Genomic DNA, 22111 nt, shown 5'->3' on the forward strand with positions numbered 1-22111 from the left:
CTCCACAAGCACCCACACGAATTGCTTGATTCAGTTGTTAAAGAGCGGTTGGTTAAGATCTTTCGTCTCAACCGAGGCGCGCATTCTACAGCAGCCTCATTTGCTGTCAAGTGATTATTTTTTGAAGTTTTCCAAGTTTCCTTTTCAACTTCAACCACTTGCGCTTCAGATCTCTCTTCAGCGGGAGGCGAATTTTACAGCGTTACACGCTGCTGTCAACACCTCTTTTTCAACTTCCTTTTGGCTTCGATGACCTGAAGCAACCTGCTGTCAAAACTGCGTAACTCGTTGTTTACCAAAGAGTTTTCCGTTTCGACTGCGCCGGAAGTGGGGCGAATTATAGGCTTCTAAAATTCGCCGTCAACCCTTTATTTCAGCCTTATTCGGATTTGAGCGTAATACGCGCAAATGCCTTCTTCCCGGCCTGGCAAACATGGGTCGCGCCCAGTGCATATATAAAGGTGCGATCGACAACCTCACCATCTATACGCACACCACCGGAACCCAGGAGATCCCGCGCCACCGCCGAATTCTTAACCAGCCCTGCTTTATTAAGAACAGCGGCGATCGGCATATCCTCGGCAGCAGTCAATTCGATTTCCGGCAGATCTTCCGGCAGCTCGCCATCCTTCATACGGTTACCGGCAGCACGATGAGCACTGGCCGCAGCCTCTTCACCATGAAAGCGCGCAACGATCTCTTCAGCCAGCTTGATCTTGATATCACGCGGATTGGCACCCGCCTCCACATCGGCACGGAACGCATTGATCTCATCCATGGAGCGGAAGCTGAGCAACTCGAAGTAGCGCCACATCAGCACATCCGGAATGGAAACCAGCTTGCCGTACATCACACCCGGCGCTTCCTGGATACCGACGTAGTTGCCCAGGGATTTGGACATTTTCTTAACGCCGTCCAGACCTTCAAGCAGCGGCATGGTCAAAATGCACTGGGCTTCCTGACCATAACCACGCTGCAGCTCACGCCCCATCAGCAAATTGAACTTCTGATCGGTGCCACCGAGCTCGACATCTGCGCGCAGAGCCACCGAGTCGTAACCCTGAACCAGCGGATAAAGGAACTCATGAATGGCGATTGGCTGATTGGTTGTGTAGCGCTTGTCGAAGTCATCGCGCTCGAGCATGCGAGCCACGGTGTACTGCGAAGTCAGGCGAATGAAGTCGGCCGGCCCCATCTGATCCATCCAGGTGGAGTTGAATGCCACTTCGGTCTTTGCCGGGTCCAGAATCTTGAAGACCTGAGTCTTGTAGGTCTCGGCATTCTCGAGGACCTGCTCACGAGTGAGCGGCGGGCGCGTGGCGCTCTTACCGCTCGGATCGCCGATCATCCCGGTGAAGTCACCTATAAGGAAGATCACCTGATGCCCCAGCTCCTGGAACTGGCGCAGCTTATTGATAAGCACGGTGTGACCCAAGTGCAGATCCGGAGCCGTTGGATCGAAGCCCGCCTTAATACGTAGCGGTTGGCCACGCTTGAGCTTTTCAATCAGCTCGGACTCGACCAACAGTTCTTCCGCACCACGTTTGATCAGCGCTAGCTGCTCTTCAACCGACTTCATAACAGACCCGCAAGGCTCAGATTCAAAGGGAACCAACCATACAAGATCGCGCGTCAAATACAAGGTTTGCCCGGCGCACGGACGCCAATCCGCAGACAGAGTGCCTATGGACTTGCTTCAGAGATGATTTGGTTATATTTTATACAGTTATTTCATCTTCATCATGTCATTCATCTTTTCCAATTCATCTTTTTCAAAGTCAAAACCACTTATGACCACAGAATCGTCTAAAGCGCCGCCGCTTTACCCGAAGACCCACTTGCTTGCCGCAAGTGGTATCGCCGCCCTTCTCAGTCTGGCGCTCCTGGTATTCCCTTCCAGCGACGTTGAAGCAAAAAAGACGACCCTGAGTCTTGAACTGGAAAGTCCTGCTGAACAACTGACACAAGATCAAGACGCTGCTGAAGTCGTTCAAGCCACAAATGAACCAGCAACATCTCCCTTCGCGCAGATCGACAACAGCGCCGAAGACACTCAGGAAACAGCTCAAGCCGAGCCAGCGCCGGTCGTCGAAGAAAAAAAGCCGGCAAGCCACAGGGAAGTGATCGTCACCAAGGGTGACACCCTCTCTACACTGTTCGAGAAGGTCGGCCTCCCAGCCACCTCAGTGCATGAAATACTGGCCAGCGACAAGCAGGCCAAGCAGTTCAGCCAGCTCAAGCATGGGCAAAAACTCGAATTCGAACTGAGCCCTGACGGCCAGTTGACCAACATGCACAGCAAGCTCAACGACCTCGAAAGCATCAGCCTGACCAAGAACGACAAGGGCTACACCTTCAACCGCGTTACCGCCAAACCGACCGCGCGCTCGGCTTACGTTCATGGCGTGATCAACAGCTCACTGTCGCAGTCCGCGGCCCGAGCGGGCCTGTCTCACAGCCTGACCATGGACATGGCCAGTGTGTTTGGCTACGACGTGGACTTCGCCCAGGATATTCGCCAGGGCGACGAGTTCGACGTGATCTACGAGCAGAAGGTGGTCAACGGCAAGGCCGTCGGCACTGGCCCGATCCTGTCGGCGCGTTTCACCAACCGCGGCAAGACCTACACCGCCGTGCGCTACACCAACAAACAAGGCAACAGCAGCTACTACACCGCTGACGGCAACAGCATGCGCAAGGCGTTCATCCGCACACCGGTGGACTTCGCCCGTATCAGCTCGAAATTTTCCATGGGCCGCAAACACCCGATCCTGAACAAGATCCGCGCCCATAAAGGCGTCGACTACGCAGCACCGCGCGGCACGCCGATCAAGGCAGCCGGTGATGGCAAGGTCTTGCTGGCCGGTCGCCGTGGTGGCTACGGCAATACCGTGGTCCTCCAGCACGGCAATACCTACACTACGCTCTATGGCCACATGCAAGGCTTCGCCAAAGGCGTGAAGACTGGCGGCACGGTGAAACAGGGCCAGGTGATTGGCTATATCGGCACCACCGGTCTCTCCACCGGGCCGCACCTGCACTATGAGTTCCAGGTCAATGGTGTGCACGTCGACCCGCTGGGCCAGAAACTGCCAATGGCCGATCCGATTGCCAAGGCGGAACGCCCACGCTTCCTCGCCCAAAGCCAGCCACTGATGGCGCGCATGGAACAGGAAAAAGCCACTCTGCTGGCTTCGAGCAAGCGCTAAGTCATGGCGTTCTATATAGGCGTGATGTCCGGAACCAGCCTTGATGGCCTGGACATCGCACTGATCGAGCAAGCCCCGGCGATCCGACTGATCGCCTCCCACTACATCCCGATGCCCGATCCCCTGCGCGCCGAGCTGCTCGGCTTGTGCGCCAGCGGCCCGGACGAAATTGCCCGCTCCGCCATCGCCCAGCAGAGCTGGGTGAAACTGGCAGCCCAAGGGATTCATGCCCTTCTCGCTCAGCAGCAACTGAAGCCTGACGACATTCGTGCGATTGGCAGCCATGGCCAGACCATCCGCCACGAACCGGCACGCGGTTTTACCGTGCAGATTGGCAACCCGGCCCTGCTGGCGGAGCTGACCTGCATCACCGTGGTCAGCGACTTCCGCAGCCGCGACGTCGCTGCCGGCGGACAAGGCGCACCGCTGGTTCCCGCCTTTCACGAAGCCTTGTTTGAAGAGCGTCCCGGCAATCGTGCCGTGCTGAACATCGGTGGATTCAGCAACCTGAGCCTGATCGAACCCGGTAAGCCTGTTGCCGGTTTCGACTGCGGCCCGGGCAATGTCCTGCTGGACGCCTGGATTCATCAGCAACGTGGCGACAACTATGACCGCGACGGCCAATGGGCCGCCAGCGGCAAGGTTGAACCGGCTCTATTGAATGAGCTGCTCAGCGATCCGTTCTTCGTAACCAAAGGCCCGAAGAGTACCGGACGGGAAGTATTCAACCTGCCTTGGCTGACACATCACCTGGCACAACTGCCAGCCTACGCCGCCGAAGATGTTCAGGCGACGCTGCTTGAGCTGACCGCGCTGACCATCATCGAATCACTGCAAAGCGCCCAGGCAGACACGCAGGAACTACTGGTCTGCGGCGGTGGCGCCCACAACACCGCGTTGATGAACCGCCTGGCAAGCCTACTGCCAAACGCCAGTGTCAGCAGCACTGCCACTTACGGCGTAGACCCCGACTGGGTCGAAGCCATGGCCTTCGCGTGGCTGGCTCATTGCTGCCTCGAAGGCATCGCAGCCAACCGTCCGAGCGTTACCGGTGCCCGCGGCTTGCGCGTACTGGGCGCCATCTACCCCGCATAAATCCTCCACACAGCAGAACGCCGCAAGACCCTGGGGTCGTGCGGCGTTCTGTGAAACAGGTGCGCTGATCAGATCGAAAACGAAGAACCGCAGCCACAGGTGGTGGTCGCATTCGGGTTCTTGATGACGAAACGCGAACCTTCCAGACCTTCCTGGTAGTCCACCTCGGCACCCGCCAGGTACTGGAAGCTCATCGGATCGACCACCAGACTCACACCTTCGCGTTCGACGATGGTGTCGTCATCGGCCACTTCTTCATCGAAGGTGAAGCCGTACTGAAAACCTGAACAACCGCCGCCCGTAACGAATACGCGCAGCTTCAAGCGATCATTCCCCTCTTCATCGACCAGGCTCTTCACCTTGTGCGCGGCACCGTGGGTGAATTGCAAAGCCGTGGGGGTGAAGGATTCGACGCTCATGCTGACTATCTCCCGGCGTAACGCCGTCATATTGCGTGATGACGCGCATTATCCGCTTCTCCTAGAAAAGCGGTCAACTATTGTTATGGTATATCAACCACTCCAATCGCCGGCCCGAAATGCAAAAAAGCCCGTCAGACGGGCCTTTTGCTGTACGCGATAAACCTTACGGCAGCATGCCTGCGTGGGACAGGCCCAGACGCTCATCCAGCCCGAACAGAATGTTCATGTTCTGCACGGCCTGACCCGAGGCTCCCTTGACCAGGTTGTCGATCACCGACAACACAACCACCAGATCGCCGTCTTGCGGACGATGCACCGCGATACGGCAAACATTGGCACCACGCACGCTACGCGTCTCCGGGTGGCTGCCGGCAGGCATCACATCGACGAACGGTTCGTTGGCATAACGCTTTTCAAACAGTGCCTGCAGATCCACCGAGCGATCAACAACGGTTGCATAGAGCGTGGAATGAATGCCACGAATCATCGGAGTCAGGTGCGGAACGAAGGTCAGGCCGACGTCCTTGCCTGCTGCACGACGCAGGCCCTGGCGGATTTCCGGCAAATGACGGTGCCCTTTGACCGCATAGGCCTTCATGCTTTCCGATGTCTCGGAATACAGCGAGCCTACGGAAGCACCACGACCGGCACCGCTGACACCGGATTTGCAGTCAGCAATCAGATGCGCAGTATCGGCCAGGCCGGCTTCGAGCAATGGCAGGAAACCCAATTGCGTTGCAGTCGGGTAGCAGCCCGGCACAGCAATCAGTCGCGCTTTTTTGATCTGCTCGCGATTGACTTCCGGCAAGCCATAGACCGCCTCATCCAGCAACTCCGGTGCACCGTGCGGCTGGCCGTACCACTTGGCCCATTCATCCGCGTCTTGCAAACGGAAGTCGGCCGACAGGTCGATGACCTTGGTCCCGGCCGCCAGCAGTTCGCCCGCCAGGGCATGGGCAACACCGTGTGGTGTGGCGAAGAACACCACATCGCAGGCACCCAGGGTCTTGATGTCCGGAACGCTGAACGCCAGGCCGTCGTAGTGGCCTCGCAGGTTCGGGTACATATCGGCTACGGCCAGGCCAGCCTCGGATCGGGAAGTGATGACAACCACCTCAGCCTGCGGATGTTGCGCCAACAGACGCAGCAGTTCGACACCGGTGTAACCCGTGCCGCCGACGATACCGACCTTGACCATAAACCTGCCCTCAACGAACCCACTGGAAAGCCGTCGATAATAGGGGCCGCGCGCCCCTGCGACAACCGTCAAGGTGACGTGCGGACGCTCAAGCCTCTATATTCCCAGTACCGTGAATTGGGGAATAACTAAAAATGCTCTATCTGTGGCTCAAAGCGCTTCACATCATCAGCGTCGTGTGCTGGTTTGCCGGCCTGTTCTACCTGCCACGACTGTTCGTTTATCACGCACAAAGTGAAGACACGATCAGCAAGGAACGCTTCAGCGTCATGGAACGCAAGCTGTACCGCGGCATCATGGGGCCGGCAATGATCGCTACGCTGATCTTCGGCGGCTGGTTGATCAGCCTCAACCCCAGCGCCTACTTCACTCAGGGTGGCTGGATGCACGCCAAGCTGACACTGGTGGTGATTCTGATCGGCTACCACCACATGTGTGGCGCGCAGGTAAAACGTTTTGCCCGTGGCGAGAACACCCGCAGCCATGTCTTTTATCGCTGGTTCAATGAAGTGCCGGTTCTGATATTGCTGGCTATCGTAATTCTGGTCGTCGTTCGACCGTTCTAAATCCAACAGGCACAACTCACCGGGGTACTTCCAATGTCGCTGCCCGCTCTGCTTGAACAACGTTTGCGTCTGCCCGTGGTGGTGGCGCCGATGTTCCTGATTTCCAATCCGCAATTGGTACTCGCCTGTTGTCGCCAGGGCGTGGTCGGCAGCTTCCCGGCGCTGAACCAGCGCGAGAGCAGCGGTTTCAAGGCCTGGCTGGAAGAAATCGAAGCCGGGCTGGCGACACTGGAAAACCCCGCGCCTTATGCCGTAAACCTGATCGTCCATAACAGCAATCCTCGTTTACAGGCGGATCTACAGATCTGCGTCGAACACAAAGTACCGATCGTGATCACCAGCCTCGGTGCCGTAAAAGAACTGGTCGACGCGGTGCACAGCTACGGCGGTTTGGTGTTCCATGACGTGACAACTCGTCGTCATGCCGAGAAAGCGGCCGAAGCCGGCGTGGATGGTTTGATCGCTGTGGCTGCCGGGGCCGGTGGCCACGCAGGGACCTGGAGCCCGTTCTCGCTGATTGCCGAAATCCGCCAGTTTTTCGACAAGACCTTGTTGCTGGCCGGCTGTTTGAACCACGGCCACGAAATTCTTGCCGCCCAACTGCTCGGCGCGGATTTGGCCTACTTTGGTACACGATTTATCGGCACGACCGAAAGTCACGCACCTGACGCCTACAAAGAAATGCTGCTGACATCCAAAGCGGCAGACATCATCCATACTCCAGCCGTATCAGGTGTCCCCGCGAGCTTCATGCGCCAGAGTCTGGAAGCAGCCGGTTTCGACATGGCCGCCTTGCAAGGCAAGGGCGAGATCAACTTCGGCTCCAAGCTCAAACCCGTGAGCGATGAGGCCAAAGCCTGGAAAACCGTTTGGTCTGCAGGCCAGGGAGTGGGAGAAATCGAGGACTTGCCGAGCGTCGAGCAGTTGATTGCACGTCTCGACTCGGAGTACCGCAAGGCCCTGGAGCAGGCTGCCCAGTTGACCAAACGCTGGCCGAGCTGACGGCAAACCTTGGCCAGTCTTGCCCGGCTGGCCTTACTCTCGCCCGGGCACAACATTCTTCTTTCAACCTCTCGCGACAAGGATGCTTCGCACATGGGCGAAAATCATTTCAAGATTGTATTCGAGGGCGCCTTGCTGCCCGGTGTCGACATCACCACGGCAAAGCTCAATCTCGCCGAGTTGTTCAAAAGCGATGTCACAGCCATCGAGCGTCTGTTCACCGGGCGTCCGGTAGCGCTCAAACGCAACCTGTCGCAAGCCGATGCCCAGACCTATCTCCAGGCGCTGAGCAAAACCGGTATCGACGCCCGCATCGAAGCCGAGACGCCGATCGAGCTGAACCTCGCCGACGTTCACGACCACACCTCGGCCAGTAGCCAGGCTGCCCAGGCAGATCCGCAGTCCCCTTACGCGCCGCCTCGCGCGCCCGTCGGCGAAGCCGTGGCGGAATTCGCCACGCTCAAGCCATTCAGTTTCGATGGCCGTATCGGCCGCTTGCGTTACCTCGCCTGGACGCTGGTGCTGTCAACTGTGCTCCTGGCCGTTTGCGGGGTGTTTGCCTTAGTCGCCTTGGCTCTCATCGGCGCGAATTCGACCGCCGGCCTGATATTGGGCAGCTTGCTGGCCTTGATCCTTTTCGCCGGATTTGTATTCGTCAGCATCCAGATCACCGCTCAACGCTTGCACGATGTCGGCTGGTCCGGCTGGCTGTGGCTGCTGAACCTGGTGCCGTTCGTTGGCAGTTTCTTTCCGTTCGTGATCATGGTCGTACCGGGCAACGACACTGCCAACCGCTACGGCCCGCCGCCTCCGCCGAACAGTACCGCGGTCAAGGTATTGTCTTCGCTGTGGCTGATCGTTATCGCGCTGGTTCTGTTCGGCTCGCTGGCCGGTGGTCTCACGGCGATACGGGAAGGATACGAAAACGCCGCGCAGAGCAGCTACGAAAGCAGTTCGGTCACCACCGACGAAATCGACGTCGAGGTAGAACCGGTGCCAAATTCCACCGACGATGCAGCCGAAGAGGCCCAGCCCCCTGTAGACTCTGCGAAAGAATGAACAGCGCTCCAGGCCCGTGACACCTGCGTCGCGGCGCGGAGCTGTTGCGATGGAGAACTGCATGACCCGTTACGCTCTGATCACTGGCGCCTCCAGCGGCATCGGCCTGGCAATGGCCGAAGCGCTGGCCCGGCGCGGCCGCAGCCTGATTCTGGTGGCCCGACAACGTGATCAGCTGGAAAGTATTGCGATTGAACTGACCCAAAGGTTCGGCGTGGAAGTGTTGTTCCGTGCCTGTGACCTGGGCGAACCTCTGCGCCTGTCCGGGTTCCTGCTGGAGCTGGAAGAAGGCGACCGGCAGATCGATCTGCTGGTCAACTGCGCCGGTATCGGCACCTGCGGCCCGTTTCTGGCCCAGGACTGGATGACCGAGCAAGACCTGATTGAAGTGAACATCCTCGCCCTTACCCGCCTGTGCCACGCCATCGGCAACAGCATGGCCCTGCAAGGCGGCGGGCAGATTCTGAATGTGGCCTCGGTGGCAGCGTTTCAGCCGGGGCCGTGGATGAGCACCTATTACGCCAGCAAGGCGTATGTGCTGCACTTTTCCGAAGGATTGCGCGTCGAGCTGAAAAAGTGTGCGATCAAGGTTTCGGTGCTCTGCCCCGGACCGACCCGCACGGCGTTCTTCCGTACCGCGCAGCTCAACAGCGACAAACTGGCCAGCAGCAAACTGCTGATGAGCCCTGAGGAAGTGGCGCTCTACACCGTGCGCGCACTGGAAAAGAATCAAGCGATCATTATTCCCGGGCGGCGCAACCGCTGGTTCGCCTTCCTGCCGCGGCTCGGCTCGCGCTGGCTGACTCGCACCATCGCCGGCATGATCAACAAGGCGTACTGCCCGCGCTGATCCAACTCAAGGTAAAAGGCTGGGCGCAGGCATACGCCATGAGTACACTCAGCCCAGCCCAAACAACGGAGAAAACAGCTGTGGATACTCTGTTCACCAAGATCATCAACCGGGAAATCCCGGCGAAGATCATTTACGAGGACGACCAGGTACTGGCCTTCCACGACATTGCCCCACAGGCCCCGGTACATTTTCTGGTGGTCCCGAAGAAACCGGTTCGCACCTTGAACGACCTGACCGAGGACGACAAGGCGCTGGCCGGGCATATTCTGTTCACCGCGCAGCGCCTGGCACTGGAACTGGGCTGCGAAAAAGGTTTCCGCGTAGTCATGAACTGCAATGAAGAAGGCGGGCAAACCGTCTATCACATTCATATGCACGTGCTGGGTCAGCGCCAGATGCACTGGCCACCGGGCTGAGCATAGGTTCTCAAAAAATCGCAACCTTCGGCAGCTCCTACGTGTATCGCGAACCTCTGTAGGAGCTGCCGAAGGCTGCGATCTTTTGATCTTGACCCAGCGCAATCCTTCCCTGGCCGATTGGGTTAAACTGGCCGTCGAAATCCCCCCGGAGGTCAGCATGACTACCCAACGTCACTACTCGCCAATCGACCGCCTTCTGCTGCAAGCCGATGCCGCGATGCGCACCTTGCTGCCCTTCAGCGGCCAGCCGTACCGTCCGTCACCCGCCATCGTGCAGCCGGATGCGAAAATGAGCGACGAAGACACGCGCCATGTTGCCGGCCTGATGCGCATCAACCACACCGGGGAAGTCTGCGCCCAGGCGCTGTATCAGGGGCAAGCGCTGACCGCCAAACTGCCGCAAGTGCGTGCTGCGATGGAGCATGCCGCCGAAGAAGAGGTCGATCACCTGGTCTGGTGCGAACAACGCATCCATCAACTGGGTAGCCACACCAGCATCCTCAATCCGCTGTTTTATGGCATGTCTTTCGGGATTGGCGCGGTGGCCGGCCTGATCAGCGATAAAGTCAGCCTGGGGTTCGTGGCGGCAACGGAAGACCAGGTGTGCAAACACCTGAACGAACATCTGGAGCAATTGCCGGCCGAGGATGAAAAATCCCGCGCAATTCTTGAGCAGATGCGCATCGATGAAGAACAGCATGCCGAAAGTGCGCTGGAGGCTGGCGGGTTCCGCTTTCCGACACCTGTGAAGTTCGGGATGAGTCTGATGGCCAAGGTGATGACCAAGAGTACTTATCGGATCTGACTCCGTTTTTTTGTAGGAGCGAGCTTGCTCCGGGCGGCGTTCCGACGAAGGACGACAACGATAACGGGTGTGTCTGGATAAACGTGTCGCCCCCAGGTGCATCGCGAGCAAGCTCGCTCCTACAAGAGCCGGCGCCAGAACAAAAAAGGCGACTGCCGTGAGGGAGTCGCCTTTTTTGTGTCCGAGAATCTTACGCCATATTGCGCGCGTAGAAGATTTCGAGCATTTCGTGTTTCACCCGCTCGGTCACCTGGGCGCGTTGCTCAGAGGACAGGTTGCTGGTGGCGTCGCCAAACAGGTAGTTATCCAGTTCGAAGTTCTTCAGCAGCATCTTGGTGTGGAACAGATTTTCCTGGTACACGTTCACGTCGGTCATCTGGTACGCGTCGTAAGTGTCTTCGGAGAGGTAGTTCTGGATCGAATTGATCTCGTGGTCGATGAAGTGCTTTTTGCCTTCAACGTCACGGGTGAAGCCGCGCACACGGTAATCCACGGTTACGATGTCCGAATCGAACTGATGAATCAGGAAGTTGAGCGCTTTGAGCGGTGAAATGACCCCGCAAGTCGATACGTCGATGTCCACACGGAAGGTTGCAATACCGCTGACCGGATGGATTTCCGGGTAGGTGTGCACCGTGATGTGGCTCTTGTCGAGGTGAGCAAGAATGATTTCAGGCAGCGGGCCCGGGGATTCTTCGATCTGACTGTCGGTCGGGGTTACCGGCTCTTCGGAGATCAGGATCGTGACGCTGGCGCCCTGCGGCTCATAGTCCTGACTGGCAATGTTCAGGATGTTGGCACCAATGATATCGACAACTTCCGTGAGGATCTGCGTCAGGCGTTTCGCGTTGTACTCTTTATTGATGTACTCGACGTAAGCCTGCTGGTCTTGCGGGGTTTCCGCGTAGCAGATGTCATAGATGTTGAAGCTCAAGGTCTTTGTCAGGTTATTGAACCCGTGGAGCTTGAGTTTGCTTTTCACCGTTAAAAACTCTCTATGTGTTTGCGGCCCGGCCGCGTGATCAAGCATGCCCGTCAAATGCGAACAACGCACCTGCGTAGGACGGTTAACACCTCTTCGCGATGGCGATTTTGGTTGTCTGCTCGGGTGCGAGGCCTGTCGGCTGACGGGCCACTACCCTGAAAAAAGTGGCGCATTATGCAGACGTCAGCTTGTGTTCGCCAGAGTCTGCACTGCTTTTATGATAGTTGAATGTCGATTCAACCGAGCTCGATGATCTCGTAGTCGTGGGTAATTGCCACGCCTGCCGCGCCGAGCATGATCGAGGCCGAGCAATACTTCTCGGCAGACAATTCGATGGCGCGCTTGACCTGGGCTTCTTTCAGCCCACGGCCCTTGACCACGAAGTGCATGTGGATCCTGGTGAAAACCTTTGGATCTTCGGTCGCACGCTCGGCTTCAAGGAACGCTTCACAGCTTTCGACCGCCTGGCGGGACTTCTTGAGGATGCTGACCACATCGAAATTGCTGCAACCGCCGACACCCAGCAGCAGCATTTCCATCGGCCGGACACCCAGGTTACGTCCGCCGGCATCGGGCGGACCGTCCATGACCACGACATGACCGCTACCGGATTCGCCGAGGAACATGGCTTCGCCAGCCCATTGGATGCGTGCCTTCATCGCCAAGACTCCACTGTATAAAAAAGGGTCGCCAGCTTAGCACAGGCCCTGTGATTGACGGCGCCCGGCGTCTTAGGACATATCCCACTGCCTTGTAGGTAAATGCTCGAATATTGCAGGAAGTGTCTGTTAAGCTGACGCCAATTCAATGGCGCATTGCCAGCTTTTCCCCAGCGTTCGCTATTCATAAAAAACCAAACACACCGTGCAGTCTTTTCGGGATACAACCATGGTTGCGATTGCCCCCAACCCCAAGATCAAGAACCTCGACAAGCTGTTGATGCATTGCCAGCGCCGCCGTTATCAGGCCAAGAGCAGCATCATTTGTGCCGGCGACCGCTCGGAAACGCTGTTCTTCATCATCAAAGGCTCAGTCACCATCCTGATCGAAGATGACGACGGCCGGGAAATGATCATTTCCTACCTGAACGCCGGAGACTTTTTCGGCGAGTTGGGCCTGTTTGAGCAAGCCGGCCTGGAGCAGGAGCGTAGCGCCTGGGTACGGGCCAAGGTTGAATGCGAAGTCGCGGAAATCAGCTACGCAAAATTCCGCGAGTTATCCCTGCTGGATCCGGAAATTCTTTACGTCCTCAGCGGACAAATCGCACAGCGCCTGCGCAACACCACGCGTAAGGTCGGTGACCTGGCATTTTTTGACGTGACCGGCCGAGTTGCCCGCTGCCTGCTGGAGCTGTGCAAACAGCCAGACGCCATGACTCACCCCGATGGCATGCAAATCAAGGTGACCCGTCAGGAAATCGGGCGGATAGTCGGTTGTTCCCGGGAGATGGTCGGTCGCGTCCTCAAGGATCTGGAAGAACGCGAACTGGTGAATGTCAAAGGCAAGACCATGGTGGTTTTCGGTACGCGATAAGCTCGAAAACCTAGCCGCTGAACATCCGCGCCAGCATCAACCGGTAGAGTTCGTCGAGGCGCGCCAGTGCATCGGGTGCGGCGAACTTCTCATGCAGCGCGATGTGGCTTTCGGCGCGTACTCGTTGTTCCAGACCGCAGGCCTCGTTGAAACGATTGACCGCGGCGACCATTGACGCTCGCTCGTTATCGATCAGCATCGCTCCGTGCACCAGCCCTACCGGACGCTGCCCACCCTGACTCTGGCGCCAGCGCTGGGCGGTGCCGACCATCTTGCGACCATCGAGGTTGACGTTGAAGCGACCGTCACAGAAAGCGCCTTCGATTTCCCCCAGGGACGAAGTGCCACCCAACTCATCCAGCAACTGACAGATTGGATCGCATAGACGCCGGTAGCCGGATTCGATGCGGTTAAGGTCGCCTTCGCTGCGCGGCGGTGCGTAGACCAGAGCGATGTTGGTCGTGGTGTCGGATTGCGGAACGGGCTCTCCGCCGGTATCGCGCAACAACACTGGCCAGCCTGCCGCTGCCGAGACTTCACATGCGGATTCAAAGCCTGGCAAGCGATTCAAGCGACGCGGCATCACTAATGCCTGGTCACTCGGTTGCCAGAACAACAGGCCGAAGTCCGCGTTGCCGGCACAGACCGAGGCCAACAGATCCTGTTCGGCTTGCAGGCCGGCTTCGATGGTCAGGGAAACAGGTAAGATCATAAGGTCTTCCATAGGACGGTCAGTCTGTGGTGCATCTTATGCTGCCATCGCGAGCAGGTCGGATCGCCGCACCGTCGCTCCCACATTGGATCTTTGGCATTAGCCAATCCCTTGTGGGAGCGAGCCTGCTCGCGATGGGGTCGACTCGGTCTGCGAATAATCAGTCGAGGGTCGAGCCGCTGACGGGAATGCCGCGCTCGGGGAAGAACAGACGCTGCAGCTCGGTACCCGGGCTTTCGGCGCGCATGAACGCTTCGCCGACCAGGAACGCGTAGACATCGCTGATTTCCATCAGTTCGACATCGGCGCGGTTGAGAATGCCGCTCTCGGTGATGACCAGACGATCACGCGGGATACGCGGCAACAGGTCAAGGGTGGTTTCCAGGCTGACATCGAAGGTATGCAGGTTGCGGTTGTTCACACCGACCAGTGGAGTGTCGAGGGTTTTCAAGGCCCGCTCCAGCTCATCGCCATCGTGGACTTCCACCAGCACATCGAGGTTGACGCTTTTGGCCACGGCTGCCAGTTCGGCCATTTTCACGTCATCCAGCGCGGAAACGATCAACAGCACACAATCGGCACCCAGGGCCCGGGCTTCGACGATCTGGTACGGATCGATCATGAAGTCCTTGCGGATCACCGGCAGCTGGCACGCCGCGCGGGCCTGCTGCAGGTAGGCGTCAGCGCCCTGGAAATAATCGATATCGGTGAGTACCGACAGACAGGTCGCTCCGCCCTTCTCGTAGCTTCTGGCGATGTCGGCGGGAACGAAGTTCTCGCGAATCACGCCTTTGCTCGGCGAAGCTTTCTTGATTTCGGCAATGACTGCAGGTTGCTTCAGCTTGGCCTGAGCCAGCAAGGCCTTGGCAAAACCACGAGGCGCATCGGCCGTCTTGGCCAGGCTTTCCAGCTCGGCGAGGCTGACGCGAGCGCTACGCTCGGCGACTTCCTCGACTTTGCGCGCCAGAATCTTTTCCAGAACCGTCGGTACACTCATCCCTCATTCTCCACTTTGAATACCGCGGTGAACGCACCCAGTTCCTCGAGCTTCTCTCGAGCGAGACCGGTGTGCAGCGCATCGTGCGCAAGTGCAACTCCCTCTTTCAAACTGCTGGCATGGTCGGCTGCGTACAGCGCGGCACCGGCATTGAGCATGATCATCTCGGCCGCTTTCTGACCGTTCTCGGTCTTGCGCTTGCCCAGGGCATCGCGAATCAGCTCCAGGGACGCCGCCGGGCTATCCACCGCCAGGCCATGCAGGCTCTGGCTCTTCATGCCAAGGTCTTCCGGCTCGACCCAATACTCGGTGATCTGGCCATCCTTCAGCTCAGCGACAAACGTCGGCGCAGCCAGGCTGAACTCGTCCAGACCATCCTTCGAATGCACCACCAGCACGTGCTTGCTGCCCAGACGCTGCAGCACTTCCGCCAGCGGCCGGCACAGGGCCTGGGTAAATACGCCGACCACCTGATGCTTCACACCGGCCGGATTCGTAAGCGGACCGAGCATGTTGAACAAGGTCCGCAGACCCAGTTCACGGCGCGGGCTGGCGGCGTATTTCATCGCAGAGTGATGAGTCTGGGCAAACATGAAACCAATACCAACGTTGTCAATGCAACGCGCCACTTGCACTGGGGTCAGGTTCAGGTAGATACCGGCCGCCTCCAGCAGATCAGCACTGCCGCTCTTGCCCGAGACTGCACGGTTGCCATGCTTGGCCACGGTGCAGCCAGCAGCGGAAACCACGAACGCAGCAGCGGTCGACACGTTGAAGATATTCGCACCGTCACCGCCGGTGCCCACCACATCGACCACACCGTCGAGGGTCTTGAGCTCGACCTTGTCCGCCAGCTCACGCATCACCGACACCGCGCCGACGATTTCGTCGATGCTTTCGCTCTTCATGCGCATGGCCATCATGAACGCGCCAATCTGCGCATCCGAGCATTGCCCGGTCATGATTTCGCGCATGACATCGCGCATTTCATCGGTACTGAGGTCGAGGTGATCGACGATACGGCCCAGGGCTGTCTTGATGTTCATGATAAGTCCTTAGCGCGTGCCGCCGGTTTGTTTGAGGAAGTTGGCGAACAGTTCGTGACCCTGCTCGGTGAGGATCGACTCAGGGTGAAACTGCACGCCTTCGATGTTCAGAGTCTTGTGACGCAGGCCCATGATCTCGTCGACCGAACCGTCTTCGAGCTGGGTCCAGGCGGTCAGCTCCAGACAATCGGGCAGGGTTTCGCGCTTGACGATCAATGAATGATAGCGGGTGACCGTCAGCGGACGATTCAGGCCTGCGAACACTCCCTTGTCCTCGTGAAATACCGGGCTAGTCTTACCGTGCATCACTTGACGGGCGCGCACCACATCGCCGCCAAAGGCCTGGCCGATGGATTGGTGACCGAGGCAGACGCCAAGAATCGGCAGTTTGCCGGCGAAATGCTTGATCGCTTCAATCGAGATGCCGGCTTCGGTTGGGGTGCAAGGACCGGGGGACACAACAATGCGCTCTGGATTGAGGGCTTCGATTTCAGCGATGGTCAGTTCATCGTTGCGCACGACTTTGACCTGGGAGCCGAGCTCGCCCAGATACTGCACAACGTTGTAGGTAAAGGAGTCGTAGTTATCGATCATCAGCAACATGGCGTTAAGAACCTCTTGAATTCACTGACTTTAAAGATGGCCTTCGAATGATTTACCCGCAGAGCGCTGCACTTTGTCAGGTGCTGGAGTAGCGCCAGCAAAGCGGCATTTCAAACAGGTAAAGAAGGCAAAGCGGTACAGGTCCGGCAAGGCCGGCAAAAGAATTCAGGCGCGCCAACGCCAGCGGGCATGTGCCTTGATGACTTGATCCAGGAGTTTACTGATGATCAACACGGGGAAGGTCTCGTTCGTACGTCCGGGCACAGTAACTTAGCTGGGCAGAGCGTGCAATATCGCCGGAGCTACTGCCCGCGAAACTGTTAAAGGCTGCGCGACAGATGGCAAAAGGCCGGAAGTTTTTGGTACTGTCGTTTCGTTCACTACAACAATAAATAAACGGACTTGCACATGATCAAACAGTCGTTGTTTGTACCGCTCGCAGGATGCTTGCTCGCGATGGCATGCGCCCAGGCGAACGCCGCACCTAATCCTTATACCAATTTCGTTGTCTTCGGGGACAGCCTTAACGACGCTGGGACCTTTGCCGACACGGGCGGGCCTGCCGGGGCGACGCAGCGCTTCACCAACCGGACGGGGCCGGTGTATCTGGATGGTAGCGGCGAAATCCGCTCGCTCAACTCTACGCAGATACTGGGTGGAAAACTGGGGTTCTCGGCGGACCAGACCGCTTCATCAAATTCGGCGGTGCGCGCCAGCAACGGCCAGCCCGATGGTAACAACTGGGCCGTCGGCGGTTACCGCACGGATCAGATTCTTGATTCGATTACCAGCATCTCCGCCACCGGAGAACGCACCCGGGCCGGCTATCTTCCATCCAATAACTTCCGTGCCGACCCAAATGCACTGTATTACCTGTCGGGTGGCGGTAACGACTTCCTGCAAGGTCGCGTCACCAGCCTGCCCCAGGCCAGTGCCGCCGCCGACCGTCTGGCCGACAGCGTGCAGACGCTGCAAACCGCCGGCGCCAAATACGTCATGGTATGGCTACTGCCCGACATCGGCTTTACCCCGGCGTTCAATGGCACCCCGCTGCAAGCGTTCACGTCCCAACTCAGCGCCCAGTTCAACACTGAACTGGTAAGCCGACTGCAAAACATCAATGCAGAAATAATCCCGCTCAATATTCCAGTACTGCTCAAAGAGACGTTCGCCAACCCGGTGCAGTTTGGCCTGGCCACCGACCAGAATCTCATCGCCACATGCTTCAGCGGCAGCGGCTGTACCGAAAACGCCCGCTACGGCATCAACAGCGCCACACCAGACCCGACCAAGCTGATCTACAACGACTCCGTGCATCCCACCGAAGCCGGGCAGCGCCTGATCGCCGATTACGCGTACTCCCTGCTGGCGGCGCCATGGGAGCTGACCTTGCTACCGGAAATGGCCCAGGGCACCGTGCGCGCGCATCAGGACGAATTGCGCAACCAGTGGCTGGCCGATTGGGAAAACTGGCAAGGCGTCGGCCAATGGCGAGCCATTGTTTCCGGCGGCGGACAGCATCAGGACTTTGACGGTGATGACAGTTCGGTAAGCGCCGACGGCAACGGAGCCAACCTGAACATCGGCGGCAGCTACCGTCTCGACGATGCCTGGCGCGTCGGCCTGGTGGCCGGTTTCTATAACCAGAAACTCGAAGCCGGCAGCAACGATTCCGACTACAAACTCAACACCTACCTGGGCACGGTATTCGCCCAGTACCAGCAAAACCGTGTGTGGGCCGATGCGGCGTTGACGGCCGGGCATCTGGATTACGACAGCCTCAAGCGTAAATTCCAGTTGGGCGCCAACGAGCGCAGTGAAAAAGGCGATACCAGCGGCTACGTCGAGGCCTTCAGCGCTCGCCTGGGTTACGACATTGCGCAACAAGCCAGCAGCCCCTGGCACCTGTCGCCGTTTGTCAGCGCCGATTTCGCCAAGGTGCAAGTCGACGGTTACTCGGAGGACGGCAACAACTCCACGGCGCTGACCTTCGCCGATCAGGAGCGTATTTCCCGGCGTCTGGGCGCTGGCCTGCAGGGCAAATACCAGATCACCCCGCAAACCCAGGTTTTTGGCGAAGCGGCAGTCGAACGTGAGTACAACGACGATACCCAGGACGTGAGCATCAACCTCAACAGCCTGCCAAACAACCAGTTCACGCTGGAGGGCTACACCCCGCAAAGTCACTTGCAACGTGTGAACCTGGGTGTGAGCCACAACCTCACCAAGGACCTGGCATTGCGCGCCAGCTACAACATCCGCAAGGACGACGATTTCACCCAACAGGGCATCAATGTGGGTGTTGCACTGGACTTCTGACGTGCAGCCAATAAAAAACGCGGCGCCCTCACAGGCGTCGCGTTTTTTTGGTGTCCGCAAATCCCCTGTAGGAGCTAGCTTGCTAGCGAAGGTGTGTCAGTCGACACAGTGTTGCTGACACTCCTTCGCTAGCAAGCTAGCTCCTACAGTAGGTTTTGCGTGGATCAGGTATTCGGGGTTTGTTCCGCCAAGGCAACGGCGCGGAACATCGCGCGGCGCTTGTTCAGGGTTTCTTCCCATTCCAGCGCCGGCACCGAGTCGGCGACGATGCCGCCACCGGCCTGCACATGCAGTTCGCCGTTCTTGATCACCGCCGTACGGATCGCAATGGCGGTGTCCATGTTGCCGTTCCAGGCGAAGTAACCGACCGCACCGCCGTAGACGCCACGCTTGACCGGCTCCAGTTCGTCGATGATTTCCATCGCGCGAATCTTCGGTGCGCCGGACAAGGTGCCCGCCGGCAGAATCGCTCGCAGTGCGTCCATGGCCGTCAACCCGGATTTCAGTTGCCCGGTGACGTTGGACACGATGTGCATCACGTTGGAGTAACGCTCGATGACCATTTTCTCGGTGAGCTTCACCGAGCCGATTTCCGATACGCGACCGGTGTCGTTGCGACCGAGGTCGATCAGCATCAAGTGTTCGGCGATTTCCTTGTCGTCGGACAGCAGGTCTTTTTCCAGCGCCAGGTCAGCCTCTTCGTTGGCGCCCCGCGGACGGGTACCTGCAATCGGGCGCACGGTGATCAGGTTGTCTTCGACCCGCACCAGCACTTCCGGCGAACTGCCGACGACGTGGAAGTCGCCGAAGTTGAAGAAGTACATGTAAGGCGTCGGGTTGAAGCAGCGCAGCGCGCGATACAGATCGATCGGCGCCGCCTTGAAGTCGATCGACATGCGCTGGGACGGCACGACTTGCATGCAGTCACCGGCCAGGATGTATTCCTTGATGGTATCGACGGCTTTTTCGTAATCGTCCTGGGTGAAGCTGGAGCGGAACACCGGATCGGCCGCTTGCTGCTTGCTGAAATCCAGGCCACGGCGTGGGGTGATCGGCTGACGGAGTTTTTCCAGCAGCTCTTCCAGGCGTGCGCGACCTTGTTCGAAGGCGTCTTCCTGCGCCGGGTCGGCCAGGACGATTGCGTGCATCTTGCCGGCCAGGTTATCGAACACCACCACGGCGTCGGAAACCATCAGCAGAATGTCAGGCACGCCCAGCGGATCCGGGTTCGGGCACTTGCCCAGACGCTTTTCCACGTAACGCACGCAGTCATAACCGAAGTAGCCCACCAGGCCGCCATTGAAACGCGGCAGGCCGGCAATGGTCGGCACGTTGTAGCGGGCCTTGAAGGTTTCGACGAAGGCCAGCGGGTCTTCCACGTCGTGGCTTTCGGTCTCGACACCATCGACGGTCACGCTGACGTGATGATCGTGAACCCGCAGTACGGTGCGGCATGGCAGGCCGATGATCGAGTAACGGCCCCACTTCTCGCCGCCCTGTACGGACTCCAGCAAGTAGGAATTGGGCTCGTCGGCCAGTTTCAGGTAGATCGACAGCGGCGTGTCGAAGTCGGCCAGGGTTTCACAGGCAAGCGGGATGCGGTTGTAGCCGGCAGCGGCCAAACGCAGGAATTCTTCGCGGATCATGAGGTGCCTCGTGGCTTGAGGGTCGAACAGTCAGGTATGCAAACGCGCCGGATAACCGGCCAGGATCAAGTCAGGCGCGCCAACGCCAGCGGGCCAGGGCCTTGATGACTTTCATCCAGAGTTTGCGAGTAACCACCACGATGGCGTTTCCAGAAGGGGGTTTGACAGCGTCGGCCAACGTTATCTCAGCGGCTGGATCCAGGCAACCGGGAATTAGCTTGCGCAGGTCGTCGATCACCAGCGCCGGCGATTCTTCCGCGATTGGCCGGCCGTGGTTATAGCCGTAACTCAGGGCCACACACTTGACCCCCGCCGCTTTCGCCGCCAGCACATCGCTGCGCGAATCGCCGACGAACAACGACTGCGAAGCCGGAATGTTGGCCATTTTCATCACGAAAAACAGTGCGGCCGGATCGGGCTTTTTCTGTGGCAGGGTGTCGCCGCCGATGATCCAGCGGAAATAGCGGCCGATTTTCATCTGATCCAGCAGCGGTGCGACGAAGCGCTCCGGCTTGTTGGTGATCAGCGCCATCTCGACGCCCTGCTTTTTCAGCCATTTGAGGGTGTCGCGCACACCGGGATACACCACGGTCAACTCATGGCTCTCGCCATAAGCTTGCATGAAATACTCCAGCGCCCGTTCGGCCTCATGGTCATCGACCGCCGAATGATCGATAGCACCAGCCAGCGCACGACGCACCAGCACTGGCGCGCCGTTTCCGACCCATTCGCGTACCGCGTCCAGGCCGGCGGGCTTACGACCGAGTTTGAGCAGCATCTTGTCCACAGCCACTGCCAGATCCGGGACCGAGTCGATCAACGTACCGTCCAGATCGAACATCACCAGCCGCGGCAGTTTCCCCGGGAACAACTGCTCAAAGCCACTCATGGGCGAGCCAGCGCCAGTTCGGTACGCATCTTGTCGATGACTTCCTGATAGTTCGGCGCATTGAAGATGGCCGAGCCGGCAACGAAGGTGTCGGCACCGGCCGCCGCGATTTCGCGGATGTTGTTCACGTTCACGCCGCCGTCGATTTCCAGGCGAATGTCACGGCCGGAGGCATCGATCAACGCCCGAGCTTCACGCAGTTTGTCGAGGGTACCGGGGATGAACTTCTGCCCGCCAAAGCCCGGGTTGACGCTCATCAGCAGGATCATGTCGACCTTGTCCATCACGTACTTGAGCACGTCCAGCGGGGTCGCCGGGTTGAACACCAGGCCCGACTTGCAGCCGCCTTCGCGGATCAATTGCAGAGAGCGGTCGACGTGCTGGGTGGCTTCCGGGTGGAAGGTGATGTAAGTCGCCCCGGCTTCGATGAAGTCGCCCACGATGCGGTCCACCGGGCTGACCATCAGGTGCGCGTCGATCGGCGCGGTCACGCCGTACTTGCGCAGTGCCGCGCAGACCATCGGGCCGATGGTCAGGTTCGGCACATAGTGATTGTCCATGACATCGAAGTGCACGAAGTCGGCGCCGGCGGCCAGGACGTTGTCCACTTCTTCACCCAGTCGGGCGAAGTCGGCGGAGAGAATCGACGGAGCAATTACGAAGGGCTGCATGACGCACCTTTTCTGAGCAGAATCACGATGGCGCGCATTGTATACCTCATGCTTTGACGCGCGCACCGTGAGCGCGATGATT

Annotated in this window: 22 protein-coding genes; 10 read left to right on the forward strand and 12 right to left on the reverse strand. The window is 58.6% G+C overall.

Annotated features, from left to right (window positions below):
* Nucleotides 1–379 precede the first annotated feature (379 nt).
* A complete protein-coding gene (gene tyrS / locus KW849_RS20730) occupies nucleotides 380–1579 on the reverse strand; it encodes a tyrosine--tRNA ligase (protein ID WP_218431239.1) in 1200 nt (399 codons plus the stop codon).
* A 211-nt stretch (nucleotides 1580–1790) separates the two neighbouring features.
* Here tyrS and KW849_RS20735 point away from each other — a divergent pair, with 211 nt between their 5' ends.
* Together KW849_RS20735 and KW849_RS20740 are read left to right on the forward strand one after the other, a co-directional pair.
* On the forward strand, nucleotides 1791–3209 hold the full coding sequence (locus tag KW849_RS20735) for a peptidoglycan DD-metalloendopeptidase family protein (protein WP_218431057.1): 1419 nt from the start codon (nucleotides 1791–1793) through the stop codon (nucleotides 3207–3209).
* A 3-nt stretch (nucleotides 3210–3212) separates the two neighbouring features.
* Complete coding sequence (locus KW849_RS20740) at nucleotides 3213–4304, forward strand: anhydro-N-acetylmuramic acid kinase (RefSeq protein WP_218431058.1); 1092 nt, start codon at nucleotides 3213–3215, stop codon at nucleotides 4302–4304.
* A gap of 68 nt (nucleotides 4305–4372) precedes the next feature.
* On the opposite strand, the gene erpA is transcribed toward KW849_RS20740, so the two are convergent.
* Together erpA and argC are read right to left on the reverse strand one after the other, a co-directional pair.
* A complete protein-coding gene (gene erpA / locus KW849_RS20745) occupies nucleotides 4373–4723 on the reverse strand; it encodes an iron-sulfur cluster insertion protein ErpA (protein WP_007906865.1) in 351 nt (116 codons plus the stop codon).
* Between the two features lie 166 nt (nucleotides 4724–4889).
* Nucleotides 4890–5924: an N-acetyl-gamma-glutamyl-phosphate reductase gene (argC, locus tag KW849_RS20750; RefSeq protein ID WP_008051660.1), complete on the reverse strand. Its 1035-nt coding sequence runs from the start codon at nucleotides 5922–5924 to the stop codon at nucleotides 4890–4892.
* 134 nt (nucleotides 5925–6058) lie between these two features.
* Between argC and hemJ the strand changes: the two genes are divergently transcribed.
* The 6 genes from hemJ (at nucleotide 6059) to coq7 (ending at nucleotide 10628) form a co-directional block, all read left to right on the forward strand.
* Nucleotides 6059–6490, forward strand: coding sequence for a protoporphyrinogen oxidase HemJ (hemJ, locus tag KW849_RS20755; RefSeq protein WP_108216879.1), 432 nt, complete (start codon nucleotides 6059–6061; stop codon nucleotides 6488–6490).
* A 33-nt stretch (nucleotides 6491–6523) separates the two neighbouring features.
* Nucleotides 6524–7492, forward strand: coding sequence for a nitronate monooxygenase family protein (locus tag KW849_RS20760; RefSeq protein ID WP_108216880.1), 969 nt, complete (start codon nucleotides 6524–6526; stop codon nucleotides 7490–7492).
* A gap of 93 nt (nucleotides 7493–7585) precedes the next feature.
* The gene (locus KW849_RS20765) at nucleotides 7586–8551 is read left to right on the forward strand and encodes a DUF805 domain-containing protein (protein ID WP_218431059.1); all 966 of its coding nucleotides are present in this window, start codon (nucleotides 7586–7588) and stop codon (nucleotides 8549–8551) included.
* A 61-nt stretch (nucleotides 8552–8612) separates the two neighbouring features.
* The gene (locus KW849_RS20770; protein ID WP_218431060.1) at nucleotides 8613–9401 is read left to right on the forward strand and encodes an SDR family oxidoreductase; all 789 of its coding nucleotides are present in this window, start codon (nucleotides 8613–8615) and stop codon (nucleotides 9399–9401) included.
* 80 nt (nucleotides 9402–9481) lie between these two features.
* Nucleotides 9482–9820 (forward strand): histidine triad nucleotide-binding protein, encoded by a 339-nt coding sequence (locus tag KW849_RS20775; protein ID WP_007986008.1) that lies wholly within the window; start codon nucleotides 9482–9484, stop codon nucleotides 9818–9820.
* A 160-nt stretch (nucleotides 9821–9980) separates the two neighbouring features.
* Nucleotides 9981–10628 (forward strand): 2-polyprenyl-3-methyl-6-methoxy-1,4-benzoquinone monooxygenase, encoded by a 648-nt coding sequence (gene coq7, locus KW849_RS20780; protein WP_218431061.1) that lies wholly within the window; start codon nucleotides 9981–9983, stop codon nucleotides 10626–10628.
* A 190-nt stretch (nucleotides 10629–10818) separates the two neighbouring features.
* Here the strand turns inward: coq7 and speD are convergent, their stop codons facing one another.
* Together speD and KW849_RS20790 are read right to left on the reverse strand one after the other, a co-directional pair.
* Nucleotides 10819–11610 carry an adenosylmethionine decarboxylase gene (gene speD / locus KW849_RS20785; protein WP_057396317.1) on the reverse strand — a complete coding sequence of 264 codons (792 nt, stop codon included), beginning with the start codon at nucleotides 11608–11610 and terminating at the stop codon, nucleotides 10819–10821.
* A 239-nt stretch (nucleotides 11611–11849) separates the two neighbouring features.
* Nucleotides 11850–12272 (reverse strand): OsmC family protein, encoded by a 423-nt coding sequence (locus tag KW849_RS20790; RefSeq protein WP_007994936.1) that lies wholly within the window; start codon nucleotides 12270–12272, stop codon nucleotides 11850–11852.
* Nucleotides 12273–12501: 229 nt separating this feature from the next.
* On the opposite strand from KW849_RS20790, the gene crp reads away from it, so the two are divergent.
* Entirely contained in the window at nucleotides 12502–13146 is a 645-nt protein-coding gene (crp, locus tag KW849_RS20795) for a cAMP-activated global transcriptional regulator CRP (RefSeq protein WP_108216883.1), read from the forward strand.
* 10 nt (nucleotides 13147–13156) lie between these two features.
* On the opposite strand, the gene KW849_RS20800 is transcribed toward crp, so the two are convergent.
* The 4 genes from KW849_RS20800 to KW849_RS20815 all read right to left on the reverse strand — a co-directional run bounded on the left by KW849_RS20800 (nucleotide 13157) and on the right by KW849_RS20815 (nucleotide 16504).
* Complete coding sequence (locus KW849_RS20800; RefSeq protein WP_218431062.1) at nucleotides 13157–13858, reverse strand: lipoate--protein ligase family protein; 702 nt, start codon at nucleotides 13856–13858, stop codon at nucleotides 13157–13159.
* Between the two features lie 160 nt (nucleotides 13859–14018).
* Entirely contained in the window at nucleotides 14019–14855 is an 837-nt protein-coding gene (trpC, locus tag KW849_RS20805; RefSeq protein ID WP_218431063.1) for an indole-3-glycerol phosphate synthase TrpC, read from the reverse strand.
* Nucleotides 14852–15901, reverse strand: a complete 1050-nt coding sequence (gene trpD / locus KW849_RS20810; protein WP_218431064.1) for an anthranilate phosphoribosyltransferase — start codon at nucleotides 15899–15901, stop codon at nucleotides 14852–14854. Before trpD ends, trpC begins: the two co-directional genes overlap by 4 nt.
* A gap of 9 nt (nucleotides 15902–15910) precedes the next feature.
* A complete protein-coding gene (locus tag KW849_RS20815; RefSeq protein ID WP_007980194.1) occupies nucleotides 15911–16504 on the reverse strand; it encodes an aminodeoxychorismate/anthranilate synthase component II in 594 nt (197 codons plus the stop codon).
* A gap of 408 nt (nucleotides 16505–16912) precedes the next feature.
* On the opposite strand from KW849_RS20815, the gene estP reads away from it, so the two are divergent.
* On the forward strand, nucleotides 16913–18823 hold the full coding sequence (gene estP, locus KW849_RS20820) for an esterase EstP (RefSeq protein WP_218431065.1): 1911 nt from the start codon (nucleotides 16913–16915) through the stop codon (nucleotides 18821–18823).
* A 164-nt stretch (nucleotides 18824–18987) separates the two neighbouring features.
* On the opposite strand, the gene trpE is transcribed toward estP, so the two are convergent.
* The 3 genes from trpE to rpe all read right to left on the reverse strand — a co-directional run bounded on the left by trpE (nucleotide 18988) and on the right by rpe (nucleotide 22029).
* Nucleotides 18988–20469: an anthranilate synthase component I gene (trpE, locus tag KW849_RS20825; protein ID WP_218431066.1), complete on the reverse strand. Its 1482-nt coding sequence runs from the start codon at nucleotides 20467–20469 to the stop codon at nucleotides 18988–18990.
* A gap of 70 nt (nucleotides 20470–20539) precedes the next feature.
* Nucleotides 20540–21358 carry a phosphoglycolate phosphatase gene (locus tag KW849_RS20830; RefSeq protein ID WP_218431067.1) on the reverse strand — a complete coding sequence of 273 codons (819 nt, stop codon included), beginning with the start codon at nucleotides 21356–21358 and terminating at the stop codon, nucleotides 20540–20542.
* Nucleotides 21355–22029, reverse strand: a complete 675-nt coding sequence (rpe, locus tag KW849_RS20835) for a ribulose-phosphate 3-epimerase (protein WP_218431068.1) — start codon at nucleotides 22027–22029, stop codon at nucleotides 21355–21357. The genes KW849_RS20830 and rpe overlap by 4 nt, the downstream gene beginning before the upstream one ends.
* Nucleotides 22030–22111: the final 82 nt, after the last annotated feature.

The organism is Pseudomonas sp. PDM26, from assembly GCF_019219185.1.
Classification (GTDB): domain Bacteria; phylum Pseudomonadota; class Gammaproteobacteria; order Pseudomonadales; family Pseudomonadaceae; genus Aquipseudomonas.